The organism is Streptomyces mangrovi, from assembly GCF_900114215.1.
GTDB classification, from domain to species: Bacteria; Actinomycetota; Actinomycetes; order Streptomycetales; family Streptomycetaceae; genus Streptomyces; species Streptomyces barkulensis.
Genome location: NZ_FOSG01000010.1, coordinates 139,993 through 159,951, shown reverse-complemented (window position 1 = coordinate 159,951; position 19,959 = coordinate 139,993). Strand labels below are relative to the sequence as shown.

The following is a 19,959-nucleotide window of genomic DNA, read 5'->3' as shown; positions in this document are numbered from 1 at the left end:
CCGTACAGCCGGCCCCGGGCGCCTTCCCCGGGCGGGACGTCGCCCGACAGGCGGCGGGTTCGGCGGGCACCCGCAGGGAACATGCACCACATGTCCCCTCAGTCCCCCGCCGTGCCCGCCGTACCGGCCGTGCCGACCGCCACCTACCGTCTTCAGCTCCAGCCCGGCTTCCCGTTCTCCGCCGCCGAGAAGGCCGTGCCCTATCTGGCCTCGCTCGGGGTCTCGCATCTGCACCTGTCCCCGGTGCTGGAGGCCGCCCCCGGCTCCGCCCACGGCTACGACGTGACCGGGCACGCCCGGGTCCGTGAGGAGCTGGGCGGCGAGGAGGGGCTGCGGTCGCTGTCGCGCGCCGCGCGGGAGCACGGCATGGGCATCGTGGTGGACATCGTCCCCAACCACATGGGCGTCCCCGTCCCCGAACGGCTCAACGAGGCTCTGTGGGAGGTGCTGCGTGAGGGGCCGGCCTCCCCGTACGCGCGCTGGTTCGACATCGACTGGGAGGCGGGCGGCGGTCGCCTGCTGCTGCCGGTGCTGGGCGGGCGGCCGGCCGAGGAGCTGGGATCGCTGACGGTCAAGGGCGGTGTCCTGGCGTACCACGACCACCGCTTCCCGCTGCGCGAGGGCACCGAGCACCTGCCGCTGCCCGAGCTGCTGGACGCCCAGCACTACCGGCTGGCCTGGTGGCGGCTGGCCCGCACCGAGCTGAACTACCGGCGCTTCTTCACCATCGCCGACCTGATCGGGGTGCGTGTGGAGGACCCGGAGGTCTTCGCCGCCACCCACGCGTGCGTGCTGCGGCTGCTGCGCGAGGGCGTGGTCCACGGCCTGCGGGTCGACCACCCGGACGGGCTGGCCGATCCGGGCGCGTATCTGCTGCGGCTGGAGGAGGAGAGCGGCGGAGCCTGGACGGTGGTGGAGAAGATCCTCGGCCCCCGCGAGCGGCTGCCGGTGTCCTGGCCGGTGGCCGGGACGACCGGGTACGACGCGCTGCACCACGTCGACGGCCTCTTCCTCGACCCGGGCGGGCTGGCGGAGCTGTCCACCCTCTACCGCGGCTTCACCGGCGCCGCGCCGGACCTGGGCGGCGAGTGGGGGCCGACCGTGCGGCGGGCCGCCCGGGAGGTGGTCGCCCACGACCTGGCCGCCGAGGTCGGGCGGCTGACCCGCACCGCCGCCGCCGTGTGCGAGGCCGCGCCCGGCCTGGCGCTGCGCGACCACGCGCCCTGGGCGCTGCGCACCGCGATCGAGGAGATGCTGGCACGGGTGCCGGTGTACCGGCCGTACGTCGCCGCGGGCGGACCGGTGGGCGCGGAGGACCGGGCGATGCTGGAGGAGGCGGCCGAGGGCGCGCGGGCGGCGTTCGCGGTGACGGAGGAGGCCGCGGCGGTGGACGTGGTGCGGGACCTGGCACTGGGTCAGCTGGGTGACGGCGAGGCCCAGCGGGACTTCTGCGCGCGGTTCGCGCAGGTCTGCGCGGCGCTGCGGGCCAAGTCGGAGGAGGACACCGCCTTCTACCGCTACGCGCCGCTGCTGTCGGCCGCCGAGGTGGGCGGGGACCCGGGGAGCCCGCAGGTGGCGCCGGAGGAGTTCCACGCGTACTGCGCCCGCCTCCAGCGCGACTGGCCGGTCACCGGCACCGTGCTGTCCACGCACGACACCAAGCGCAGCGCGGACGTACGGGCGGCGCTGGCGGTGCTGACCGAGTGCCCGCGGCGGTGGGCGGAGCTGCTGGAGCGGGTGACGCGGGAGACGCTGCGCGCCTCCGGCGTGGAGGCCCCGGACCGGCATGTGGCGTGGGTGGCGTGGCAGACGGCGTACGGCATGGGCTTCCCCTACCAGGAGCGGCTGGTGCCCGCGCTGCTGAAGGCGGTGCGGGAGGCGGGGCTGCGCACCACGTGGACGGAGCGGGACGCGGCGTACGAGGAGGCCGTCGAGCGCTTCGCGGTGGCCGGGCCGGGCGGGCCGCCGCTGTACACGGTGGCGGAGTTCGCGCGGGGGCCGGCCGGTGCGGTGCGGGCCAACGTGCTCGGTGCGGCGCTGCTGCATCTGACCATGCCGGGCGTGCCGGACCTCTACATGGGCACCGAGCGGGTGTACACCGCGCTGGTCGATCCCGACAACCGGCGGCTGCCGGACTTCCCGCCCTTTGTGCGGGACGCGCCGGAGGAGACCGCGGAAGCCCGCCGGGAGGCCGAGGCCTGGCTGCCGGAGTCCCTGTCCGAGGAGAAGCGGGCCCTGACCGAGGCGGCGCTGCGGCTGCGGCGGGAGCACCCGGAGTGGTTCGGCGCGGCGGCCTCGTACGAGCCGCTGCGGGCCGCGGGGCCCGCGGCCGGGCACTGTGTGGCGTACGTGCGCTCGGGTGCGGTGGTCTGCGTCGCGACCCGGCTCTCACTGCGGCTGGCGGAGGCGGGCGGCTGGCGGGAGACCGCCCTGGAGCTGCCGCCGGGGCGGTGGCGGGATCTGCTGGGCGGCCGGGAGGCGGAGGGGAGCGCGGGACTGGCGGAGCTGCTGGACGGGTGGCCGGTGGCGCTGCTGGTGCGCGGCTGAGGAGCACCGGGAGGCCGCCCTCCCGGTAGGGAATTTCCGTCGGATGTGAACGGAGCATTTACACGCACCGGCCCCCGCGCTACCTTCACCTGGAGATGGGAGCGCTCCCATCCATCATAGTCCCACCCCCACACGTGCTTGAAGGGACCTCCGGCACGATGACGACACGCTTAGACGGCATGCCCGCCATGAATGGCATGTCCACACCAAGAATGAGCCGCCCCCGCAGAGGCGTCCTGCTGACGCTGCTGGCCGCACTGCCGGCCCTGTGCCTGGTGTTCTTCCTCCCCGCGGGCAAGGCCCAGGCACACGGCGCGCCCATGAACCCGGGCAGCCGCACCTACCTGTGCTGGGAGAACGCCCACACCTCCTCCGGCGCGCTCCAGCCGGACAACCCCGCCTGCGCGGACGCCCTGGCCCAGGGCGGGTCCACCCCGTTCTACAACTGGTTCGCCGTGCTCCGCTCCGACGGCGCCGGACGCACCGAGGGCTTCATCCCCGACGGTGAGCTGTGCAGCGGCGGCACCGGCGGCCCGTACGACTTCACCGCCTTCAACCAGGCCCGCTCCGACTGGCCGTACACCCGGCTGACCTCCGGCGCCCAGATGCAGTTCGCCTACAACGCGTGGGCCGCCCACCCGGGCACCTTCCACCTCTACGTCACCAAGGACGGCTACGACCCGAACCAGCCGCTGGGCTGGGACGACCTGGAGGACCAGCCCTTCGCCTCGGTGACCGACCCGCAGCTGTCCGGCTCGGTCGGCACCATCGACGGCAAGTACACCTGGACCAGCGCCCTCCCGGCGAACAAGAGCGGCCGCCACATCATCTACATGGTCTGGTCGCGCTCGGACAGCAACGAGACCTTCTACAGCTGCTCCGACGTCGCCTTCGACGGCGGCAACGGCGAGGTGGTCTTCCCCGGCTCGGACGGCGGCGAGGACCCGGGCGACCCGGGCGAGGAGCCGACCGACCCCGGTGAGGAGCCCACCGACCCGGGCACGGCCTCCTGCACCGCCGCCATCCGCAAGGTCAACGACTGGGGCAGCGGCCACCAGGGCGAGGTGACCGTCACCAACCGCGGCGACACCGCCCTGAGCGGCTGGACCGTCCACTTCGAACTGGCCTCCGGTCAGCGGGTGGACAGCCTGTGGAACGCCTCGCCCACCTACGACGGCGCCAACGTCTACGCCCAGAGTCAGCAGGACTCGACTCTGGCACCGGGGCAGTCGGCGACCTTCGGCTACGTGGTGAACGGCGGAGCGGGCGACCCGTCCGCACCGCACTGCATGCCGCACTGATCGCGGCGCCCGCCCCGCGCGGGCACCGAATGAGAGGTGAGGGCGGGTCAGCGGCTGCCGAGGCGGAAGCTGACCCGCCCGAACCGCACATGGTCCCCCGGACGCACGCTCACCGATCCGGTCACCCGGCGGCCGTTGACCCAGGTGCCGTTGGAGGAGCCCAGATCGCGCAGTGTCCAACCCCGCGCCGAGCTGTGCAGCTGGGCGTGCGTCCGGGACACCGTCTCGTCGCTCAGCCGCAGCACCGAACCGGGCGCACGGCCGATGCTCATCGGGTACGGGCCGGGCGCGGGCAGCATCAGCTCCGGCAGCCGGGCCGTCTGCCAGGCCCGCCGCAGCCGCCCGGGCAGCGCCGAGACCGCGCCGACGAACCTGATGAGCGCCGGCTCCGGCGGCCGGGGGCGCAGGTCGTGCACCGCCGCCTCGATCTCGTCGGAGCGGCGGGCGGTGAGAATCAGATCCATCCGGTGCTCGAACGTCCCGTTCGACACCCGTCCCTCGGCCGCGCTCTCGCGCAGCACCTCCAGGGCGCGTTCCCGGTCCTCCTCCGACGGACGCGGCGGGATCGCCCGGGACTCCACAGATGCCATGACCCGTCATTCTCCGGACCCGCACCGGAGCTGTCCAGCCCGCTCCGGGCGAAGCAGCGGACGGGCTTCGGGCGGCTCCGGTGGCTTCGTCACACCGTCGCCAGGCCCCCCGACATCGTGCGGCGCCGTACGACATCCCCGGCGGAGGGCCGCCGAACGGGCATGCTGGTCCCCTGAGGTGCCGTCGGCCGAAGGAGATCTGCGGTGTTGTTCGAGGTGTGGGCGCCACACGCGCGACGGGTCGCGCTGCACGCGGGGGGCGAGGAGCACCCCATGCACCGCGACCCGGAGCGCGAGGGGTGGTGGCGGGCCGAGGCGTCCGCCGGGCACGGGACCCGCTACGGCTTCGCGGTCGACGACGGACCCGTTCTGCCCGACCCCCGCGCCCGCCGGCTGCCCGACGGCCCGGACGGGCTCGCCGCGGTGGTGGACCAGGAGGCGTACGTCTGGCGGCACGACTGGGAGGGGCTCGGCCTGGACGGCGCGGTCCTGTACGAGCTGCACGTCGGCACCTTCACCGAGGCGGGCACCTTCGACGCGGCGGCCGGCCGGCTGGGCCATCTGGCCGACCTGGGCGTCACCCATGTCGAGCTGATGCCGGTCAGCCCCTTCCCCGGCGTCCACGGCTGGGGCTACGACGGGGTGGCGCCCTGGGCGGTGCACGAGCCCTACGGCGGGCCCGAGGGCCTGAAGCGGTTCGTGGACGCCGCGCACGGCCACGGGCTGGGCGTGGTCCTGGACGTGGTCCACAACCACCTGGGCCCGTCGGGCAACCGGCTGCCGGAGTTCGGCCCGTACTTCACCGAGCGCCACCACACCCCGTGGGGGGCGGCGGTCAACCTGGACGCGCCCGGCTCGGACGAGGTGCGGGCGTACTTCACCGGCAGCGCGCTGGCCTTCCTGCGCGACTACCGGCTGGACGGGCTGCGGCTGGACGCGGTGCACGCGCTGATCGACGAGCGGGCCGAGCACTTCCTGGCCGAGCTGTCGGCGTCCGTGGACGGCCTGTCGGCCGAGCTGGGCCGCCCGCTGTTCCTGATCGCCGAGTCCGACCGCAACGACCCGCGCACCACCGCGCCGCGCGAGGCGCACGGGCTGGGTATGGACGCCCAGTGGGACGACGACATCCACCACGCCCTGCACACCGCGCTGACCGGCGAGACGCAGGGCTACTACGCCGACTTCGCCCGCGCCCCGCTGGCGGCCCTGGCCAAGTCGCTGACCGGCGCGTTCTTCCATGACGGCAGCTACTCCTCCTTCCGGGGCCGCCGTCACGGCATGGCGGTGGACCGCACCGCCACCGAGGCCCACCGCTTCCTCGCCTACGCCCAGACGCACGACCAGATCGGCAACCGGGCCCGCGGCGACCGGCTCGCTTCCCACCTCTCCCCCGGCCTGGCGGCCTGCGCGGCGGCGCTGGTGCTGTGCGGGCCGTACACGCCGATGCTGTTCATGGGCGAGGAGTGGGGGGCGCGCACCCCCTGGCAGTACTTCACCGACCACCGGGACCCGGAGCTGGCCGAGGCGGTACGGCGGGGGCGGCGGCGGGAGTTCGCCGCGCACGGCTGGTCGGAGGCGGACGTACCCGATCCGCAGGACCCGGCCACCCGGCTGCGCTCCTGCCTGGACTGGGACGAGCCGCACCGCGAGCCGCACGCCGGCCTGCTGGCCTGGCACCGCGCGCTCATCGCGCTGCGCCGCGCCCATGTCTCGCCCCGCACCCGGCTGGTGGACGTCCACGTCGCCCACGACGAGGAGCGGCGCTGGCTGTGCATGCGCCACGGCGGGCTGCACGTGGCGGTGAACCTGGCCGAGGAGGGCACCGCCGAGATCCCCCTGTCGGTGCACACCGCCGCCGAGCTGGCCTCCTGGGGCGAGTGCGAGGCCCCGGAGGGCGACGGCCTGCTGCGGCTGGGCCCGCACTCGGCGGCGGTGCTGCGGTAGTCCGGCCGCCCGGTTCCGAGCCCGCCTCGCGCGGGCGGGGCGGGCTCGGGACCGGCTCGGGGCTCGTCAGCCCTCCTCGGGCGCCAGTTTCAGGGAGACGGAGTTGATGCAGTAGCGCTCGTCCGTCGGGGTCGGGTAGCCCTCGCCGCGGAAGACGTGGCCCAGGTGGGAGCCGCAGCGCGCGCAGCGCACCTCGGTGCGGACCATGCCGTGGGAGCGGTCCTCCAGCAGTTCGACGGCCGAGGAGTCGGCCGGGTCGAAGAAGCTGGGCCAGCCGCAGTGGGACTCGAACTTGGTGTCGGAGCGGAACAGCTCGGCCCCGCAGGCGCGGCACTGGTAGACGCCGGTGGTCTTGGTGTGGTTGTACTCACCGGTGAAGGCCGGCTCGGTGCCCGCCTCGCGCAGCACGTGGTACTCGGCGGGGCTGAGCTCCTGCCGCCACTGCTCGTCGCTCTTGTCGATCTCGTAACCCATGGATCTCTCCTCGGCCCTATCGGTTCGCCGGACGGGCGGCCAGCCGCTCCAGCACCGTCGCGCCGAGTTCGGTGACGTCGCCCGCTCCCATGGTGAGAACGAGATCGCCGGGCTCGGCCATTCCGGCGATCAGGGCGGCGGCGGCCTGTCTGTCGGACTCGGGCCGCGCGTCCGCGCCCGCGGCCAGGGCGGCGTCGGTGATGACGGCGCTGGTGACGCCCGGGATCGGGTCCTCGCGGGCCGGGTAGACGTCCAGGACGACCGAGGCGTCGGTCAGCGCCAGGGCCTGCCCCATCTCCGCTCCCAGCTCCCGGGTGCGGCTGAACAGGTGCGGCTGGAAGAGGACCAGCACCCGGCCGCCCGCGGCCGCGCCCCGGATGGCCTCGATGTCGGCGGTCATCTCGGTGGGGTGGTGGGCGTAGGAGTCGATGACCCGCACTCCGCGCGCCTCGCCCTTGGGCTGGAGGCGGCGGTTGACGCCGGTGTAGGAGGCCAGCGCCGCGGCCAGGTCGCCGGCCGGGACGCCCAGCGCCGCTCCGGCGGCCAGTGCGGCGACGGCGTTGTGGGCGTAGTGGCGGCCGGGGACGGAGACGGTGAAGGTGTGCTGCGCACCGTCGAGGACGGCGGTGACCTCGCTGGTCAGCCCCTGCGGGAGGACCTTGAGGACGCGTACGCCGGCGTCCTCGGCCTCGCCGTAGGTGACGATCCGCAGGTCCCGGGCGTCCTCGGCGGCGCGGGCGCGCAGGCGGGCGGTGAACTCGCGGGCGCCGTCGTGGTCGGCGCTGACCACCAGGGTGCCGCCGGGACGGACGCGGTCGGCGAAGGTGAGGAACGACTCGTGGATCTCCTCCATCGAGGCGTAGTTGGCGTGGTGGTCCAGTTCCACGTTGAGGACGATCGCCACCTCGGGGGCGTACTTGTGGAAGCTGCGGTCGCTCTCGTCGGCCTCGGCGACGAAGATCTCCCCGCCGCCGTGCCGGGCGTTGGTGCCGGGGCCGTCGAGGTCGCCGCCGATGGCGTACGAGGGGTCCAGGCCCATCGCGTCCAGGGCGACGGCGAGCATGGAGGTGGTGGTCGTCTTGCCGTGGGTGCCGGCGACGGCGATGGGGCGCAGGCCGTCCATGAGAGCGGCCAGCGCGTCGGAGCGGTGCACGACGGGCACGCCGCGCTCGCGGGCGGCGGCCAGCTCGGGGTTGTCGTCGCGGATGGCGCTGGAGACGACGACGGCGGTGGCGTCGGCGGCGAGGTGTCCGGCGGCGTGACCGATGTGGACGGTGGCCCCGAGGGCGCGCAGCGCCCCGGCGGTGGCGGACTCCCTGGCGTCGCTGCCGGCGACCTCGGCGCCGCGCCGGGCGAGGATCTTCGCGATACCGGACATTCCGGCTCCGCCGATGCCGATGAAGTGCGGTCGTTCCATCGCGGTCGGCAGGCCGGGCGCCATGCGGTGTCCTTTCGGGGGTGCTCCGGGCGGTGTGCCCGCCGGGGCTGTGTTCTGGTGTGTTCTGGTGTGTTCTGGTGTGTTCTCGGACGTCCTCGGATGCTTCCGGGTGTTCCGGGGCGTCCGTGCGGCGGTGCGGCCGGGCCGCGCACGCCGCCGGCGGGTACCCGGCCCCAGCCTATGCGAGCGGGCCGGGTGCCCGCGGGCGGCGTGCGGCGCCCGCGCCCGGCCTACTCGCCGTGGGCGAACAGCTTGAGCACGGGGACGCCGACCTTGTGGCGGGCCCGTGAGGCCCAGTCGCGGTGGAAGAACTCCTCCACCAGGTGCGGCGCGGTCAGCACGATCACCTCGTCGGCGCCGGTCTCCTCCACCACCGAGGTGAGCACGTCCAGGGGGTGGTCCTGGACGATCTGGCCGACGGCCTCCGCCCCCGCCGCGCGCAGCGCGCCCAGCGAGTGCTCCAGCGCCCGCTCGGCCGGGGAGACCGGACTGTCGGCCGCCTCCTCCTCGTCCTGCCCGGTGGCCTCGCGGACGGCGTCGTCCAGCTCGCCCAGCGCCACGTCGTCCAGGGCGCGCAGCAGCCGGTCCTGGTCGCCGCGCGGCTGCATGAGCACGACGAACGAGACGGGCTCGTCGCCGTGGAGTGTGGTGACGAGCCCGACATCGGTGGGCACCAGCGGCTTCTCGATCATCAGTACGGACGTGAACACGGCAGGTGCCCTTCCTCCTGACGGGTCGGCGACCCGTACGACGACTGTCCCGTCCCACATCGGTGTGGGACTGCACATTTCACTCTGCGTATCTCATTCTGTGCACGTCACACCTTGTTGGCGCGGACAAACAGATCCGGTCATTTCCGGGCCGGCCCCCGGGAGCGGCGGTAGCGCGAGAAGAGGAACCCGTCCTCCTCCAGCAGGGAGGTCAGTTCGTACTCCACGGGGGTCTCGAAGCCGGGGCCGTCCAGGATCCGCGCGGCGTCCCCCGCGGTGATCCGGGGGGAGACGGTCAGGCACAGCTCGTCCAGGACGCCGGCGGCCGCGAAGCGGCCCAGCAGGCGCGGCCCGCCCTCGGTGAGCAGCCGGGTGTGGCCGTGCCCGGCCAGCACTCCCGGCACCCGCGCCGGGTCCACCTCCGCGCCCTCGCCCGCGTGCACCACCACCGCGCCCGCCCCGCGCGCCGCCTCCTGGCGGCCGGCCGGGGCGGCGGCGCCGGTGAGCACCAGGGTGGGCACCGATGGCTCGGTGAACAGCGGCAGGGAGAAGTCCAGGTCCAGGCTCGCGCTGACGACCGCGATGGCAGGGGCCGGCCCCTGCCCGGCCGCCTCGCGCCGGGCGGCGAACGCCTCGCGGCGGCGGGCCGGCCGGTACCCCTCCCGGCGTACCGTTTCGGCGCCGACGACCACGGCGTCCGCCAGGGCGCGCAGCACCCCGAAGATCCGCATGTCGGCGTCCGAGGACAGCGGCTGGGAGCGTCCGCCGTGGTGGGCGGCGCCGTCGAGGGAGGCGACCATGTTGCCGCGCAGCCAGGGCTGCGGTGCCTGTCCGGCCCCTCCCGTCCCTCCCGCCTTCCCGGCCGCGGCGGTGGTGGTGGTGACGGGGTAGGCGTACGCGTCGGCGATCTCCTCGAGCGTCCAGGGCCGGCCGGCGGACGGTGACTCCTGAGGCCCGGGGGCCGTGGGCGCCGTGGGTGCCGCGGAGTACTCGAAAGGAGGGAACAGACGTCGCATACGGCGCAGTGTGGCACGTGCCACCGGCGTGTTTCCCGCCCCGCCACGCCACGTACAGTGATAAGAGTGTCGTCCTCCCCCGCCCACAAGCCCGCCCCGAGCGCCGGACCGGAGCGTCCGGCGGCCGACGGGGCCGCCCCGCCGTCCCTGTGCGACCGCGAGCCGCACGTCCCCGCCGACCGCCTGGTCGCGGAGATGGTGCCGCCGCCGCGCTTCGACTCGGTGCGCTTCGACAACTACATCCCCGACCCCTCCCGGCCCAGCCAGTCCGAGGCGGTGAAGGTGCTGAGCGAGTTCGCGGGCGGGCTCGGCGGGGACCGGGCGGACGGCGGGGGCGGCGGCATCCGCCGCTGGTTCCGCCGCGGCGGGCGGCAGACGGCGCCCACCGGGCCGCGCGGGGTGTATCTCGACGGCGGTTACGGCGTCGGCAAGACCCATCTGCTGGCCTCCCTGTGGCACGCCACCGAGGCCCCGCCCGAGCGCAAGGCGTTCGGTACGTTCGTGGAGCTGACCAATCTGGTGGGCGCGCTCGGCTTCCAGCAGACGGTGGCCACGCTCGGCGGGCACCGGCTGCTGTGCATCGACGAGTTCGAGCTGGACGACCCGGGCGACACCGTGCTGGTCTCCACCCTGCTGAGCCGTCTGGTCGAGGAGGGCGTGGCGCTGGCGGCCACCTCCAACACCCTGCCCGGCAAGCTGGGCGAGGGCCGGTTCGCCGCCGCCGACTTCCTGCGGGAGATCCAGGGCCTGTCGGCGCACTTCCGCACGCTGCGCATCGACGGCGAGGACTACCGCCACCGCGGTCTGCCCGAGGCCCCGCCGCCGGCCGGCGAGGCCGAGGTGGCCGCCGCCGCGCACCGCACCCCCGGCGCGTCCCTGGACCACTTCCCCTCCCTCCTGGACCACCTCTCCCGGGTGCACCCCAGCCGCTACGGCGCACTGTGCGACGGCGTTCGGGCGGTCTGTCTCACGGATGTCCAGCCGGTGCCGGACCAATCCACCGCGCTGCGCCTGGTGGTCCTGGCCGACCGGCTCTACGACCGCGAGGTGCCGGTGCTCGCCTCCGGGGTGCCGTTCGACCGGCTCTTCGGCGAGGACATGCTCAAGGGGGGCTACCGCAAGAAGTACTTCCGGGCGATATCCCGGCTGACCGCGCTCGCCCGCGACGCGCGGCGCCTGACCGGGGCGGGCGACGGCGCCTGACCGGGGCGGCGCCCGAGCGGCGCTTGAGCGGGGCGGCGCCCGACGGAAGCGGAGGACGGCCGGATCCGTACGCCGGGAGGGTCGCGGTGCGCGCGGGCGGGTTCCGCCCGTGCCGCGCCTGGTTCCCGCCGAGCGGACGGCGTGGTACACACAAGCGGGTCATCAACCTGTCCGCCAGCAGGGAGTTGCCCATGTCAGCAACGCGACGCCGGATCCTGGGGAGTGCCGCCGCCGTCGGGGCGGGGATCGCCTTCACCGGATCGCTCTCCGAGATCTTCGCCGGTACGGACGCCGCCCACGCGGCCGGCGGCCGGGGCGGATACGGCCCCCTCGTGCCCGATCCCGACGGCCTGCTCGACCTGCCGAAAGGTTTCCGCTACCGGGTGCTGTCGCGTGAGGGCGAGCCCATGCTCTCGGGCCAGGGACCGGTCCCCGGCAGCCACGACGGCATGACCGCCCTGCCCGGCACCCGCCCCGGGCACGTACAGCTGGTGCGCAACCACGAGAACCGCCACGACGACCCGTACCGCGTCCCCGCCGCTCGCGGGCTGACGTACGACTCGCGGGGCCTGGGCGGTTGCACGGTGCTGGAGCTCTCCGGCGGCGACCGCGTGCTGGACGAGCGGGTGGGCATCGCGGGCACCGCGGTGAACTGCGCGGGCGGCCCGACTCCCTGGGGCACCTGGCTGACCTGCGAGGAGACCGAGGACAGGGCCGGCACCAACGGCTACACCAAGGACCACGGCTTCATCTTCGAGGTCGGCCTGCGGCCCGGTCACCGCACCGTCCCCGAACCGCTGACCGCGATGGGCCGCTTCCAGCACGAGGCCATCGCCGTCGATCCGCGCGAGGGCGTGGTCTACGAGACCGAGGACGCCTTCGACCACCCCTTCGGCCTGTTCTACCGCTTCCTGCCGCACCGGCCCCGCGGCGGCTTCGACTCGCTGCGCGTGGGCGGGAGGCTGGAGGCCATGCGGGTGCCCGGCGTCCCGGACCTGTCGGCCGTCACCGAGCCGGGCACGCGCTTCGACGGCGTCGAGTGGCTGCCGGTGCCCGATCCACTGGCGAAGCGGACGCCCATCCGCCTCCAGGACTTCGGCCGCGGCGGCGTCACCCACGCGCAGAAGCTGGAGGGCTGCTACTGGGGCAGCCACCGGGGGCGGGGCGCGGTGTACTTCGTCTCCAGCTACGCGCGCAGCTCCGAGGGCTCGGCGGCCGACCACTTCGGCCAGGTGTGGCGCTACGAGCCGGGCCGCCGCCGGCTGACGCTGGCGGTGATCTTCGGGCCGGACACCGGTGTGGACACCCCCGGCGAGTCCCCGGACAACATCTGCCTCGCCCCGGGCGGCGGCCTGATGGTCTGCGAGGACGGCGGCGGCGAGCAGCACGTCTACGGCCTCACCCGCCACGGCGAGATCTACGCCCTGGCGCGCAACGCCCAGAACACCGGCACCGCGCGGGAGCCGGCGTACGGCGAGTTCGCGGGCGTCACCTTCTCGCCCGACCGCCGCACCATGTACGTCAACTGCTACGAGCCGGGGACCACGTTCGCCGTCACCGGGCCGTGGCGCCACTGAGACCGGCGGGACACCGGGGCCGGCGGGGCACAGGGTCCGGCGGGACCTCACCGGCCGGGGTCAGCCGGCGACCGCCTCCCGCGGCAGGAAGGCCAGCCGGGCCCGCTTCTCGGGGAGGCTGACCTCCGGCAGCTCGACCGCGGGGAGCACCACCTCGGGCCCCTGCTCGAACCCGGTGCGCAGCATGCGCGCGATCGCCTTCTCGTTGCGGGCGTCCGGCTCGACGACGATCCGGCGGCAGTCCGGGTCGGCCAGCAGGTACTCCAGGATCGCGGACGCCAGGCGGCCGGTGAACCCCGGCTCGCCGGCGTCCGCGGCGGGGGCGAGCAGCAGGTGCGCCCCGACGTCGCCGGGCCGGACCTCGTAGCACAGCCCCACCCGGTCCTCGGCGGGGTCGTACGTCTGGAGGAGCGCGACGGGCTCCCCGTCGCGGTGGACGAGGAAGGCGTGGTGGGTGGTGAGGGCGTCCATGTGGGCGTAGACCTCGCGGACCTCCCGGACGTCCATCGAGCCCATCCCCCAGAACGCGGCGCGCTCCCCGGTGACCCAGCCGTGGATGACGGCGGCGTCGCGCTCGGGGTCCACGGGGGTGATCCGCAGGGTCCCGAAGCCCTCGACGGCCCGCTCGTGGACGGGCCCGCGCGAGGCGCCGGGGGTGTCAGGGACGGTCGGGACGGCGGTGGCGCCGGTGGGTCTGGACACGTGTTCTCCGAAGGGAAGGGCGGGGTCGGGCAGGCCGAAGCAGGGGGCGCCGCGAACACCCCCCGCTCGTTAAGTTAGGCTAACCTAACCAAAACGGCGGCTGTCCGGGGGCACCCCGGGACCGGGGAGGAGAGACCGTGGGGCATGGCTGGGAGGGCGTGGTCCTCAGACTGCTGCGGGGCAGGGACTTCGAGTTCACCGTGACCGGAACCGAACAGGTCACCGAGCACTACCTGCGGATCCGGATGACGGACGGCGGGATGCTCGCCTCGACCGGCGTCCACCCGACGATGTGGGTCCGCCTCTGGTTCGAGAGCGGGGGCAAACCGCACCAGCGCGCCTACACCCTGGTCGATCCCGATCCCGCGGCCGGGACGTTCGCCCTGGAGTTCGCGCTGCACGAGGGCATCGCCTGCGACTGGGCGCGCGGCGCGCGGCCGGGCGACACGATCGAGGCCACCGTCCAGGGCACGGGGTTCACCGCGCCGTCGCCCGAGCCCTCCCGGCTCCTGGCCGTCGGCGACCCGGCGTCCCTGCCGGCGGTCAACTCGCTGCTGGACGCCTTCCCCGGCACGCCCGCGACCGTCTGGCTGGAGACCGCGCATCCGCAGGACGCCGAACTGCCGCTGCGGCTCCGGTCCGGCCCGCACGAGGTACGGTGGATCCCGCGCCGGGACGCCGGCGCCCATCTGGTGACCGAGGTGACCGCGGCCCTGCCGAAGCTGCTGGAGGACGAGCCGGATCCCTACGTCTGGATCGCCTGCGACACCACCACCACCCGCGCCCTCGCCTCGTACGCCCGCAAGGAGCTCGGCGTGCCGAAGGACAGGGTGCACGCACTGGGCTACTGGCGCACGACCTGACCCACGGTCCGGCGTACGGGGCGGTGCGCGGGCCGGTGCATGGGCCGGTGCGCGGGGCGGGGGCGAAGCCGGCGCGCCGCCACCCGGCCGGGCGTCACCCGGGCCGGGGGTGGCGGTAGTCCGACAAGAGCAGCAGCCCGCGCGACCGTCCCGGATCGTCGTTACGTTCCGATCATGACCGTCTCCGTGCGCCGCACCGCCCGTCCCCTGACCGCTCTCGCCCTGGTCGCCGCCGCGGCGGCGGGCTGCGCGGGCCCGGGTGGCGATACCACCCGGGCCGGCGCCTCCCCGGCCGCGCCCTCCTCACCGGCGGCCTCGGAGGAAGGCTCCGAGAAGGACGGCTTCTCCGCCTCCCCGCGCTCCTCGGTCTCCCGCCCGGACGGCGACGACCAGGACGTGTCGCCGTCCGACCGGTACGCCACCCTGCCCGCCTCCATCAGCGGCCGGGTGCCTGTCTTCCGGCACGGCCCGCGCGCCGGGGCCCCGCAGGCCACCGACGACGAGAGCGGGAAGCCGGAGGAGAAGCCGGCGGAGGAGAAGCCGGCGGAGGACGACGAGAACCGGGAGAAGCGGAAGAAGGCCGAGAAGAGCGGTGACCGGGGCGACAAGGTGGTGGCGCTGACCTTCGACGCCGCCCTGCCCGCCGAGGACCGCGAGCGCGCCGAGGAGGAGGGCGAGCGCCACGACAACCCCGGACTGATCGCCGCGCTGCGCCGCGAGAAGGTCCCCGCGACCGTCTTCATGTCGGGCCTGTGGGCGCAGACCTACAAGCACCAGGCGCGCTCCATCGGCCGCGACGACCTGTTCGAGGTCGGCAACCTCTCCCACTCCCACCGCGCCTTCACCGACGACTGCCGCGACCTCCCCGCGCTCGCGCCCGGCGAACAGCTCGCGGACGTGCGCAAGGGGCGGAAGGCGATCCGCGCGGCGGGGGTGAAGAACCTGACGCCCTACTTCCGCTTCCCCGGGGGCTGCTTCGACGACCGCTCCCGGCGGACGATCGCCCCGGCGAAGGTGACGGCGGTGGCCGGTGACGTGGTGGCGCCGGACGCCGGGGAGAAGGACCCGGAGAAGGTGGCCGAGCGGGTGCTGAAGGACATCAGGCCGGGCTCGGTGGTGGTGCTGCGGTGCGACCGCGAGAAGGCGCCGGCCACCGAGAAGGCCGTCCGCCGGATCGTCCCGGAGCTGAAGGAGCGCGGATACCGCGTCGTGCACGTCTCGGAGATGATCGCCTCGGCCATGGGCCGGGACTGAGCCCCGTCCCCGGAGGGTCCGTCCGGCTCCGTCCGGCTTCCTCCGGCCCCGTTCAGCAGGAGCAGGCGACGCGTTCGGCCTCGTGCCACTCGCACACCGGGCACAGCGTCGCGCCGCGCGTGCTCGCCGGGTAGTCGGTCGGCTCGCCGCACTGCACGCACACGGCCCGCTCCTCGCGCCCGGTGCCGTCGGGGGCGGGGACGGCACCGGCGTCCCGGACGGCCGTCGTCTCGGGTGCGGTCCAGCCGGATACGAACTCCATGGGGCCGAGGGTACTCCCGGCCCCGCCCGCCCGGGACCTCGCACGTAAACGGGTGCGGACGCCCCGGCGGCGGCTGGCACACTGGCCCCGTGAGCACCTCCGACGCCCCCTCCACCGCCCCCGCCGCCCGCGAGGCCGCCGACCGGGACGCGGCCCCGCAGTACGTGCTGCCGCTCGTCGTCCGGATCGAGCGGTCCGCTCCCCCCGGCCCGCCCGCGCGCACCGACGCGCTTCAGACGGCGGCGCGCGCGGTGCTGGTGATGCTGTCGGACGAACGCGCGACGGACCCCGGCGGCGACTGGCACCGGGCGGTGCGCGACTGGCAGGACGGGCGCATCCGCAAGGTGGTGCGCCGGGCGCGCGGCGCGGAGTGGCGGCGGGCGGGCGCCCTGCCGGGCGCCACGGTGACCGGCGGCGGCGAGCACCCGGCCGAGGTACGGGTGTTCCCGCCCGTACCGCTGGACGGCTGGCCCAGGGACCTGGCCCGCCTCCAGGTCTCCGGCACCGAACTGGAGGACCCCATGCCGCCCGCCGCGCCGGAGCCGGGCACGCCCGTGCTGTGGCTCAACCCGGAACTGGAGATGTCCGCCGGCAAGGCGATGGCCCAGGCCGGGCACGGCGCCCAGCTCGCCTGGCTGGCGCTGGACGGCGCGGCGCGGGCCGCCTGGCGCGCGGCCGGATTCCCGCTCGCGGTCCGCACCGCCCCGCGCGAGCGGTGGGAGCGGCTGACGGAGTCGGGCCTGCCAGTGGTGCGCGATGCCGGTTTCACCGAGATCGCCCCGGGCTCGGCCACGGTCGTGGCCGAACACCCGGCGCTCCCGGTCCGGCAGGGCGGCGGCGACTGAGAGGGCCTACCGCCCGCTCTCGGAGGCCTCTCCCCCGGTTCCCTCGGCGCCCTCGGCACCCTCGGCACCCTCGGCTCCCCCAGCGCCCTCGGATGTCTCCCCCTCGCCGCCCTTGCCGTCCTCGCCATCCCGCTTGCCCGCGCCCCACTCCCGCGTCCTGCGCTCCCGCTCCATCCGCCGCCGCAGCGCGGCGGGCGGGCCGGTGAGTTCGGGGAAATCCGTCCGCAGCGCGCGGACCAGCGAGTACATCATCAAAAACGCCAGGACGAAGAACGGCAGACCGAGCACCGTGATCACCTCGGCGAGCGCGTCCAGGCCGCTCTTGCCGGTGGCCGCGATCAGCGTCCCCGCGACCACGCCCTCGGTGATCGCCCAGAACACCCGCTGCCGCGTCGGCCCGCCCTCCTCCCGCTGCCCGGCGCTGAGCATGTCCACCACCAGGGAGGCCGAGTCCGAGGAGGTGGTGAAGAAGATGACCACGATCAGTACCGACAGCGCCGAGACGAAGGTGGTGAGCGGGTAGTTCTCCAGGAAGGTGAAGAGCGCGCCGGGGATGTCGCCCTCCTCCACCACGTTCCGCACCAGCCCGCCCGCACCGTTCATCTCGATGTCGATGGCGGACAGCCCGAAGACGCTGAACCACACGATGGTGAAGGCCGTGGGCAGCGCGAGGACGCCGAGGACGAACTCGCGGATCGTGCGGCCCCTGGAGATGCGGGCGATGAAGATGCCCACGAACGGCGACCAGGTGATCGTCCACGCCCAGTAGAACACCGTCCAGGTGCCCTGCCAGCCGGTGTCGGCGAAGGTGTCGTTCCAGAAGGCCAGCGACACCAGCGAGGACAGATAGACGCCGACGTTCTCGATGATCCCCTTGGCCAGGAACAGCGTCGCCCCGGTGGCGAGCACGAAGAGCATCAGCCCGACGGCCATGACGATGTTGATGTTCGACAACCGCCTGATGCCCTTGTCCAGGCCGTAGACCACCGAGGTGGTGGCGATCGCGGTGATCACGGTGATCAGCAGCACCTGCACCAGCGAGCTCTCCGGCAGACCGAACAGCCGCGCCAGCCCGCTGTTGATCTGCATCGTCCCCAGGCCGATGGAGACCGCGACGCCGAAGAGCGTGCCCATCACCGCCGCGATGTCCACGATCCGGCCCGCCGTGCCGTACACCCGGTCGCCCAGGAGGGGGTACAACACGGAGCTGACCCGGAACGGCATCCCGCGCACGTAGACGAAGTAGGCGAACGTCAGCGACGGCAGGCAGAAGATCGACCAGGTGTGCAGGCCGAAGTGGTACAGCGAGTAGGCCATCGCCATCCGGGCGGCCTCGGTGCTCTCCGGCTCGACGCCCTGCTGGGGCGGCTCGGCGAAGTGGCTGATCGGCTCGGCCACGCCCCAGAACATCAGGATCGTGCCGATCCCGGCGGCGAACAGCATCGCGAACCAGGTCCGCGTGCTGTACTCCGGGCGGTCGTCCTGGGCGCCCAGGCGGATGTGTCCGTAGCGGCTGACGGCGATCCAGAGCAGATAGACCAGGAAGGTCGTCACACCCAGGATGTAGAACCAGCCCAGTTGGGTGAGCAGCCAGTCCGAGGCCGTGGCGAAGATCCGGTCCACCTGCTCCGTCAGCGAGACCGCCGCGACCACGAACAGCACGGTGAGCCCGGCCGAGGTGAAGAAGATGACCGGATCGGTACGGAGCCCCAGTAGGCGCTGCAGCTTTTCCAGCATGTACCTCTCCCTGGAGGACTGGTCCGATTTTCGTCGTTTTTGCGGTCCGATGCGGGCGCGACACACGGGCGGCGGCCGCGAACGGACCGGGGTGGGGCCCCGGCGAAAGCTCAGGTGAAGCTCTGAACTCCGCCGCGCGGGATTGGTGATCCCTCTGCCCGGAGATGACAACCCCACACGGGGAGGAACCGGGGAGGGACCGGGGAGGGGGGCGGGCGTGGCACGACTGGGTACGGGGATCGGCTGGCGGCCGGGAATCGCGGAGGCGATCGAGGCGCTGCCGGACGTCGGCTGGGTGGAGGTGGTCGCGGAGAACGTCTGCCCCGACCACCTTCCGCCGGCGCTGGTACGGCTGCGCGAGCGCGGCACCACCGTGGTGCCGCACGGGGTGGGGCTCGGGCTCGGGGGCGCGCAGCGGCCCGACCCCGCCCGGCTGGCGGCGCTGGCGCACCGGGCCGAGGCGCTGGAGGCGCCGCTGGTCACCGAGCACATCGCGTTCGTCCGGGCCGGGGGGCCGGGGACCGAGGGGCCGGTGATGGAGGCCGGGCACCTGCTGCCGGTGCCGCGCACCCGCGACGCGCTGGAGGTGCTCTGCGAGAACGTCATGATCGCCCAGGACGCGCTGCCCGTGCCGCTGGCGCTGGAGAACATCGCGGCCCTGCTCCCCTGGCCCGGCGAGGAGCTGGGCGAGGCGGAGTTCCTGACCGAGCTGGTGGACCGCACCGGCGTCGGCCTGCTGATCGACGTCGCCAACCTCCACACCAACCGCGTCAACCGCGGCGAGGACCCGCCGGCCGTCCTGGACGGCCTGCCGCTGGACGCGCTGGCGTACGTGCACGTGGCGGGCGGCGTGGAGCGCGACGGGGTGTGGCACGACAGCCACGCCCACCCGGTGCCGGAGCCGGTGCTGGAGCTGCTGGCCGAGCTGTGCGCGCGCACCGATCCGCCGGGCGTGCTGCTGGAACGCGACGACGACTTCCCCCCGGACGAGGAGCTGGCCGCCGAACTGGCGGCCGTACGGGGCGTGTTCGAGGGCGCGGCGCGGAACGCGGGAGGTCCCCGTGCCTGACACCGACGCGGCCCGCCGCCGGCTGGCCGCCGCCCAGGCCGCCCTGCTGGGCGCCCTGGTCGCCGGCGGCCCCGCACCCGCCGGCTTCGACCCCGCGCGACTGGAGGTCCAGCGCCGGGCGCTGGTCGCCAAGCGGGCCGCGGTCATCGCCGGGATCGCGCCCGAGCTGCCGCGCATCCTGGGCGAGCGCTACCGCCCGGCGTTCGCCGCCTACGCCCGCGGCCGCCCCATGACCGGCGGATACCGCCCGGACGCCATGCGCTTCGTCACGCACCTCCTGGAGTCCGACTCCGCCCTGACCCGGCAGCAGCGGCGCCGTCTGCGCCGCTGGTACCGCGAACGCTCCGGCCGGGCCCCCCGGGGGTGGGGCCCGGCCGGTCTCCTCTCCCGCCTCCTGCGCCGCACGCGGCCGGGAGCGTAGCGGCCG

Annotated in this window: 16 protein-coding genes and 1 pseudogene; 9 read left to right on the top strand and 8 right to left on the bottom strand. The window is 74.4% G+C overall.

Annotation, left to right across the window (positions count from 1 at the left end; translation table 11 throughout):
* The first annotated feature begins 90 nt into the window (after positions 1 to 90).
* Both treY and BM237_RS16200 read left to right on the top strand, forming a co-directional pair.
* Positions 91 to 2,547, top strand: coding sequence for a malto-oligosyltrehalose synthase (gene treY, locus BM237_RS16205; protein ID WP_093850374.1), 2,457 nt, complete (start codon positions 91 to 93; stop codon positions 2,545 to 2,547).
* Between the two features lie 197 nt (positions 2,548 to 2,744).
* Entirely contained in the window at positions 2,745 to 3,848 is a 1,104-nt protein-coding gene (locus BM237_RS16200) for a lytic polysaccharide monooxygenase (protein WP_245793660.1), read from the top strand.
* Between the two features lie 47 nt (positions 3,849 to 3,895).
* On the opposite strand, the gene BM237_RS16195 is transcribed toward BM237_RS16200, so the two are convergent.
* Positions 3,896 to 4,438 (bottom strand): FHA domain-containing protein, encoded by a 543-nt coding sequence (locus tag BM237_RS16195; RefSeq protein WP_093850372.1) that lies wholly within the window; start codon positions 4,436 to 4,438, stop codon positions 3,896 to 3,898.
* Between the two features lie 204 nt (positions 4,439 to 4,642).
* On the opposite strand from BM237_RS16195, the gene treZ reads away from it, so the two are divergent.
* Positions 4,643 to 6,382: a malto-oligosyltrehalose trehalohydrolase gene (treZ, locus tag BM237_RS16190; protein ID WP_093850371.1), complete on the top strand. Its 1,740-nt coding sequence runs from the start codon at positions 4,643 to 4,645 to the stop codon at positions 6,380 to 6,382.
* Positions 6,383 to 6,448: 66 nt separating this feature from the next.
* Here the strand turns inward: treZ and msrB are convergent, their stop codons facing one another.
* The 4 genes from msrB to BM237_RS16170 all read right to left on the bottom strand — a co-directional run bounded on the left by msrB (position 6,449) and on the right by BM237_RS16170 (position 10,020).
* Entirely contained in the window at positions 6,449 to 6,856 is a 408-nt protein-coding gene (gene msrB, locus BM237_RS16185) for a peptide-methionine (R)-S-oxide reductase MsrB (protein ID WP_093850370.1), read from the bottom strand.
* A gap of 16 nt (positions 6,857 to 6,872) precedes the next feature.
* Positions 6,873 to 8,297, bottom strand: a complete 1,425-nt coding sequence (murC, locus tag BM237_RS16180) for a UDP-N-acetylmuramate--L-alanine ligase (protein WP_093850369.1) — start codon at positions 8,295 to 8,297, stop codon at positions 6,873 to 6,875.
* A gap of 227 nt (positions 8,298 to 8,524) precedes the next feature.
* Complete coding sequence (locus BM237_RS16175) at positions 8,525 to 9,004, bottom strand: indole-3-glycerol phosphate synthase (RefSeq protein WP_093850368.1); 480 nt, start codon at positions 9,002 to 9,004, stop codon at positions 8,525 to 8,527.
* Positions 9,005 to 9,144: 140 nt separating this feature from the next.
* Positions 9,145 to 10,020 carry a pyrimidine reductase family protein gene (locus BM237_RS16170; protein WP_093850367.1) on the bottom strand — a complete coding sequence of 292 codons (876 nt, stop codon included), beginning with the start codon at positions 10,018 to 10,020 and terminating at the stop codon, positions 9,145 to 9,147.
* 66 nt (positions 10,021 to 10,086) lie between these two features.
* Between BM237_RS16170 and zapE the strand changes: the two genes are divergently transcribed.
* Entirely contained in the window at positions 10,087 to 11,223 is a 1,137-nt protein-coding gene (gene zapE, locus BM237_RS16165; protein ID WP_093850366.1) for a cell division protein ZapE, read from the top strand.
* Between the two features lie 191 nt (positions 11,224 to 11,414).
* The gene (locus tag BM237_RS16160) at positions 11,415 to 12,800 is read left to right on the top strand and encodes an alkaline phosphatase PhoX (protein WP_093850365.1); all 1,386 of its coding nucleotides are present in this window, start codon (positions 11,415 to 11,417) and stop codon (positions 12,798 to 12,800) included.
* A gap of 60 nt (positions 12,801 to 12,860) precedes the next feature.
* On the opposite strand, the gene BM237_RS16155 is transcribed toward BM237_RS16160, so the two are convergent.
* Entirely contained in the window at positions 12,861 to 13,502 is a 642-nt protein-coding gene (locus tag BM237_RS16155; RefSeq protein ID WP_093850364.1) for a GNAT family N-acetyltransferase, read from the bottom strand.
* A 137-nt stretch (positions 13,503 to 13,639) separates the two neighbouring features.
* Here BM237_RS16155 and BM237_RS16150 point away from each other — a divergent pair, with 137 nt between their 5' ends.
* Complete coding sequence (locus BM237_RS16150) at positions 13,640 to 14,365, top strand: siderophore-interacting protein (protein ID WP_093850363.1); 726 nt, start codon at positions 13,640 to 13,642, stop codon at positions 14,363 to 14,365.
* 174 nt (positions 14,366 to 14,539) lie between these two features.
* Complete coding sequence (locus tag BM237_RS16145; protein ID WP_175541033.1) at positions 14,540 to 15,619, top strand: polysaccharide deacetylase family protein; 1,080 nt, start codon at positions 14,540 to 14,542, stop codon at positions 15,617 to 15,619.
* Positions 15,620 to 15,671: 52 nt separating this feature from the next.
* Here the strand turns inward: BM237_RS16145 and BM237_RS16140 are convergent, their stop codons facing one another.
* Positions 15,672 to 15,881, bottom strand: coding sequence for a hypothetical protein (locus BM237_RS16140; protein ID WP_093850361.1), 210 nt, complete (start codon positions 15,879 to 15,881; stop codon positions 15,672 to 15,674).
* Positions 15,882 to 15,970: 89 nt separating this feature from the next.
* On the opposite strand from BM237_RS16140, the gene BM237_RS16135 reads away from it, so the two are divergent.
* Entirely contained in the window at positions 15,971 to 16,726 is a 756-nt protein-coding gene (locus BM237_RS16135) for a peptidyl-tRNA hydrolase (RefSeq protein WP_093850360.1), read from the top strand.
* 6 nt (positions 16,727 to 16,732) lie between these two features.
* On the opposite strand, the gene BM237_RS16130 is transcribed toward BM237_RS16135, so the two are convergent.
* Positions 16,733 to 18,463 carry a BCCT family transporter gene (locus BM237_RS16130; RefSeq protein WP_175541032.1) on the bottom strand — a complete coding sequence of 577 codons (1,731 nt, stop codon included), beginning with the start codon at positions 18,461 to 18,463 and terminating at the stop codon, positions 16,733 to 16,735.
* A gap of 217 nt (positions 18,464 to 18,680) precedes the next feature.
* Here BM237_RS16130 and BM237_RS16125 point away from each other — a divergent pair.
* Positions 18,681 to 19,953, top strand: a pseudogene (locus BM237_RS16125) (MbnB/TglH/ChrH family RiPP precursor modification enzyme).
* Positions 19,954 to 19,959: the final 6 nt, after the last annotated feature.

Bases quoted from the DNA above. Each gene is read 5' to 3' on its own strand.
- BM237_RS16160 (WP_093850365.1), top strand. From the start codon at position 11,415: ATGTCAGCAACGCGACGCCGGATCCTGGGGAGTGCCGCCGCCGTCGGG.
- msrB (WP_093850370.1), bottom strand. From the start codon at position 6,856: ATGGGTTACGAGATCGACAAGAGCGACGAGCAGTGGCGGCAGGAGCTC.
- BM237_RS16170 (WP_093850367.1), bottom strand. From the start codon at position 10,020: ATGCGACGTCTGTTCCCTCCTTTCGAGTACTCCGCGGCACCCACGGCG.
- BM237_RS16130 (WP_175541032.1), bottom strand. From the start codon at position 18,463: ATGCTGGAAAAGCTGCAGCGCCTACTGGGGCTCCGTACCGATCCGGTC.
- BM237_RS16145 (WP_175541033.1), top strand. From the start codon at position 14,540: ATGACCGTCTCCGTGCGCCGCACCGCCCGTCCCCTGACCGCTCTCGCC.
- treY (WP_093850374.1), top strand. From the start codon at position 91: ATGTCCCCTCAGTCCCCCGCCGTGCCCGCCGTACCGGCCGTGCCGACC.
- murC (WP_093850369.1), bottom strand. From the start codon at position 8,297: ATGGCGCCCGGCCTGCCGACCGCGATGGAACGACCGCACTTCATCGGC.
- BM237_RS16195 (WP_093850372.1), bottom strand. From the start codon at position 4,438: ATGGCATCTGTGGAGTCCCGGGCGATCCCGCCGCGTCCGTCGGAGGAG.
- BM237_RS16140 (WP_093850361.1), bottom strand. From the start codon at position 15,881: ATGGAGTTCGTATCCGGCTGGACCGCACCCGAGACGACGGCCGTCCGG.
- BM237_RS16200 (WP_245793660.1), top strand. From the start codon at position 2,745: ATGTCCACACCAAGAATGAGCCGCCCCCGCAGAGGCGTCCTGCTGACG.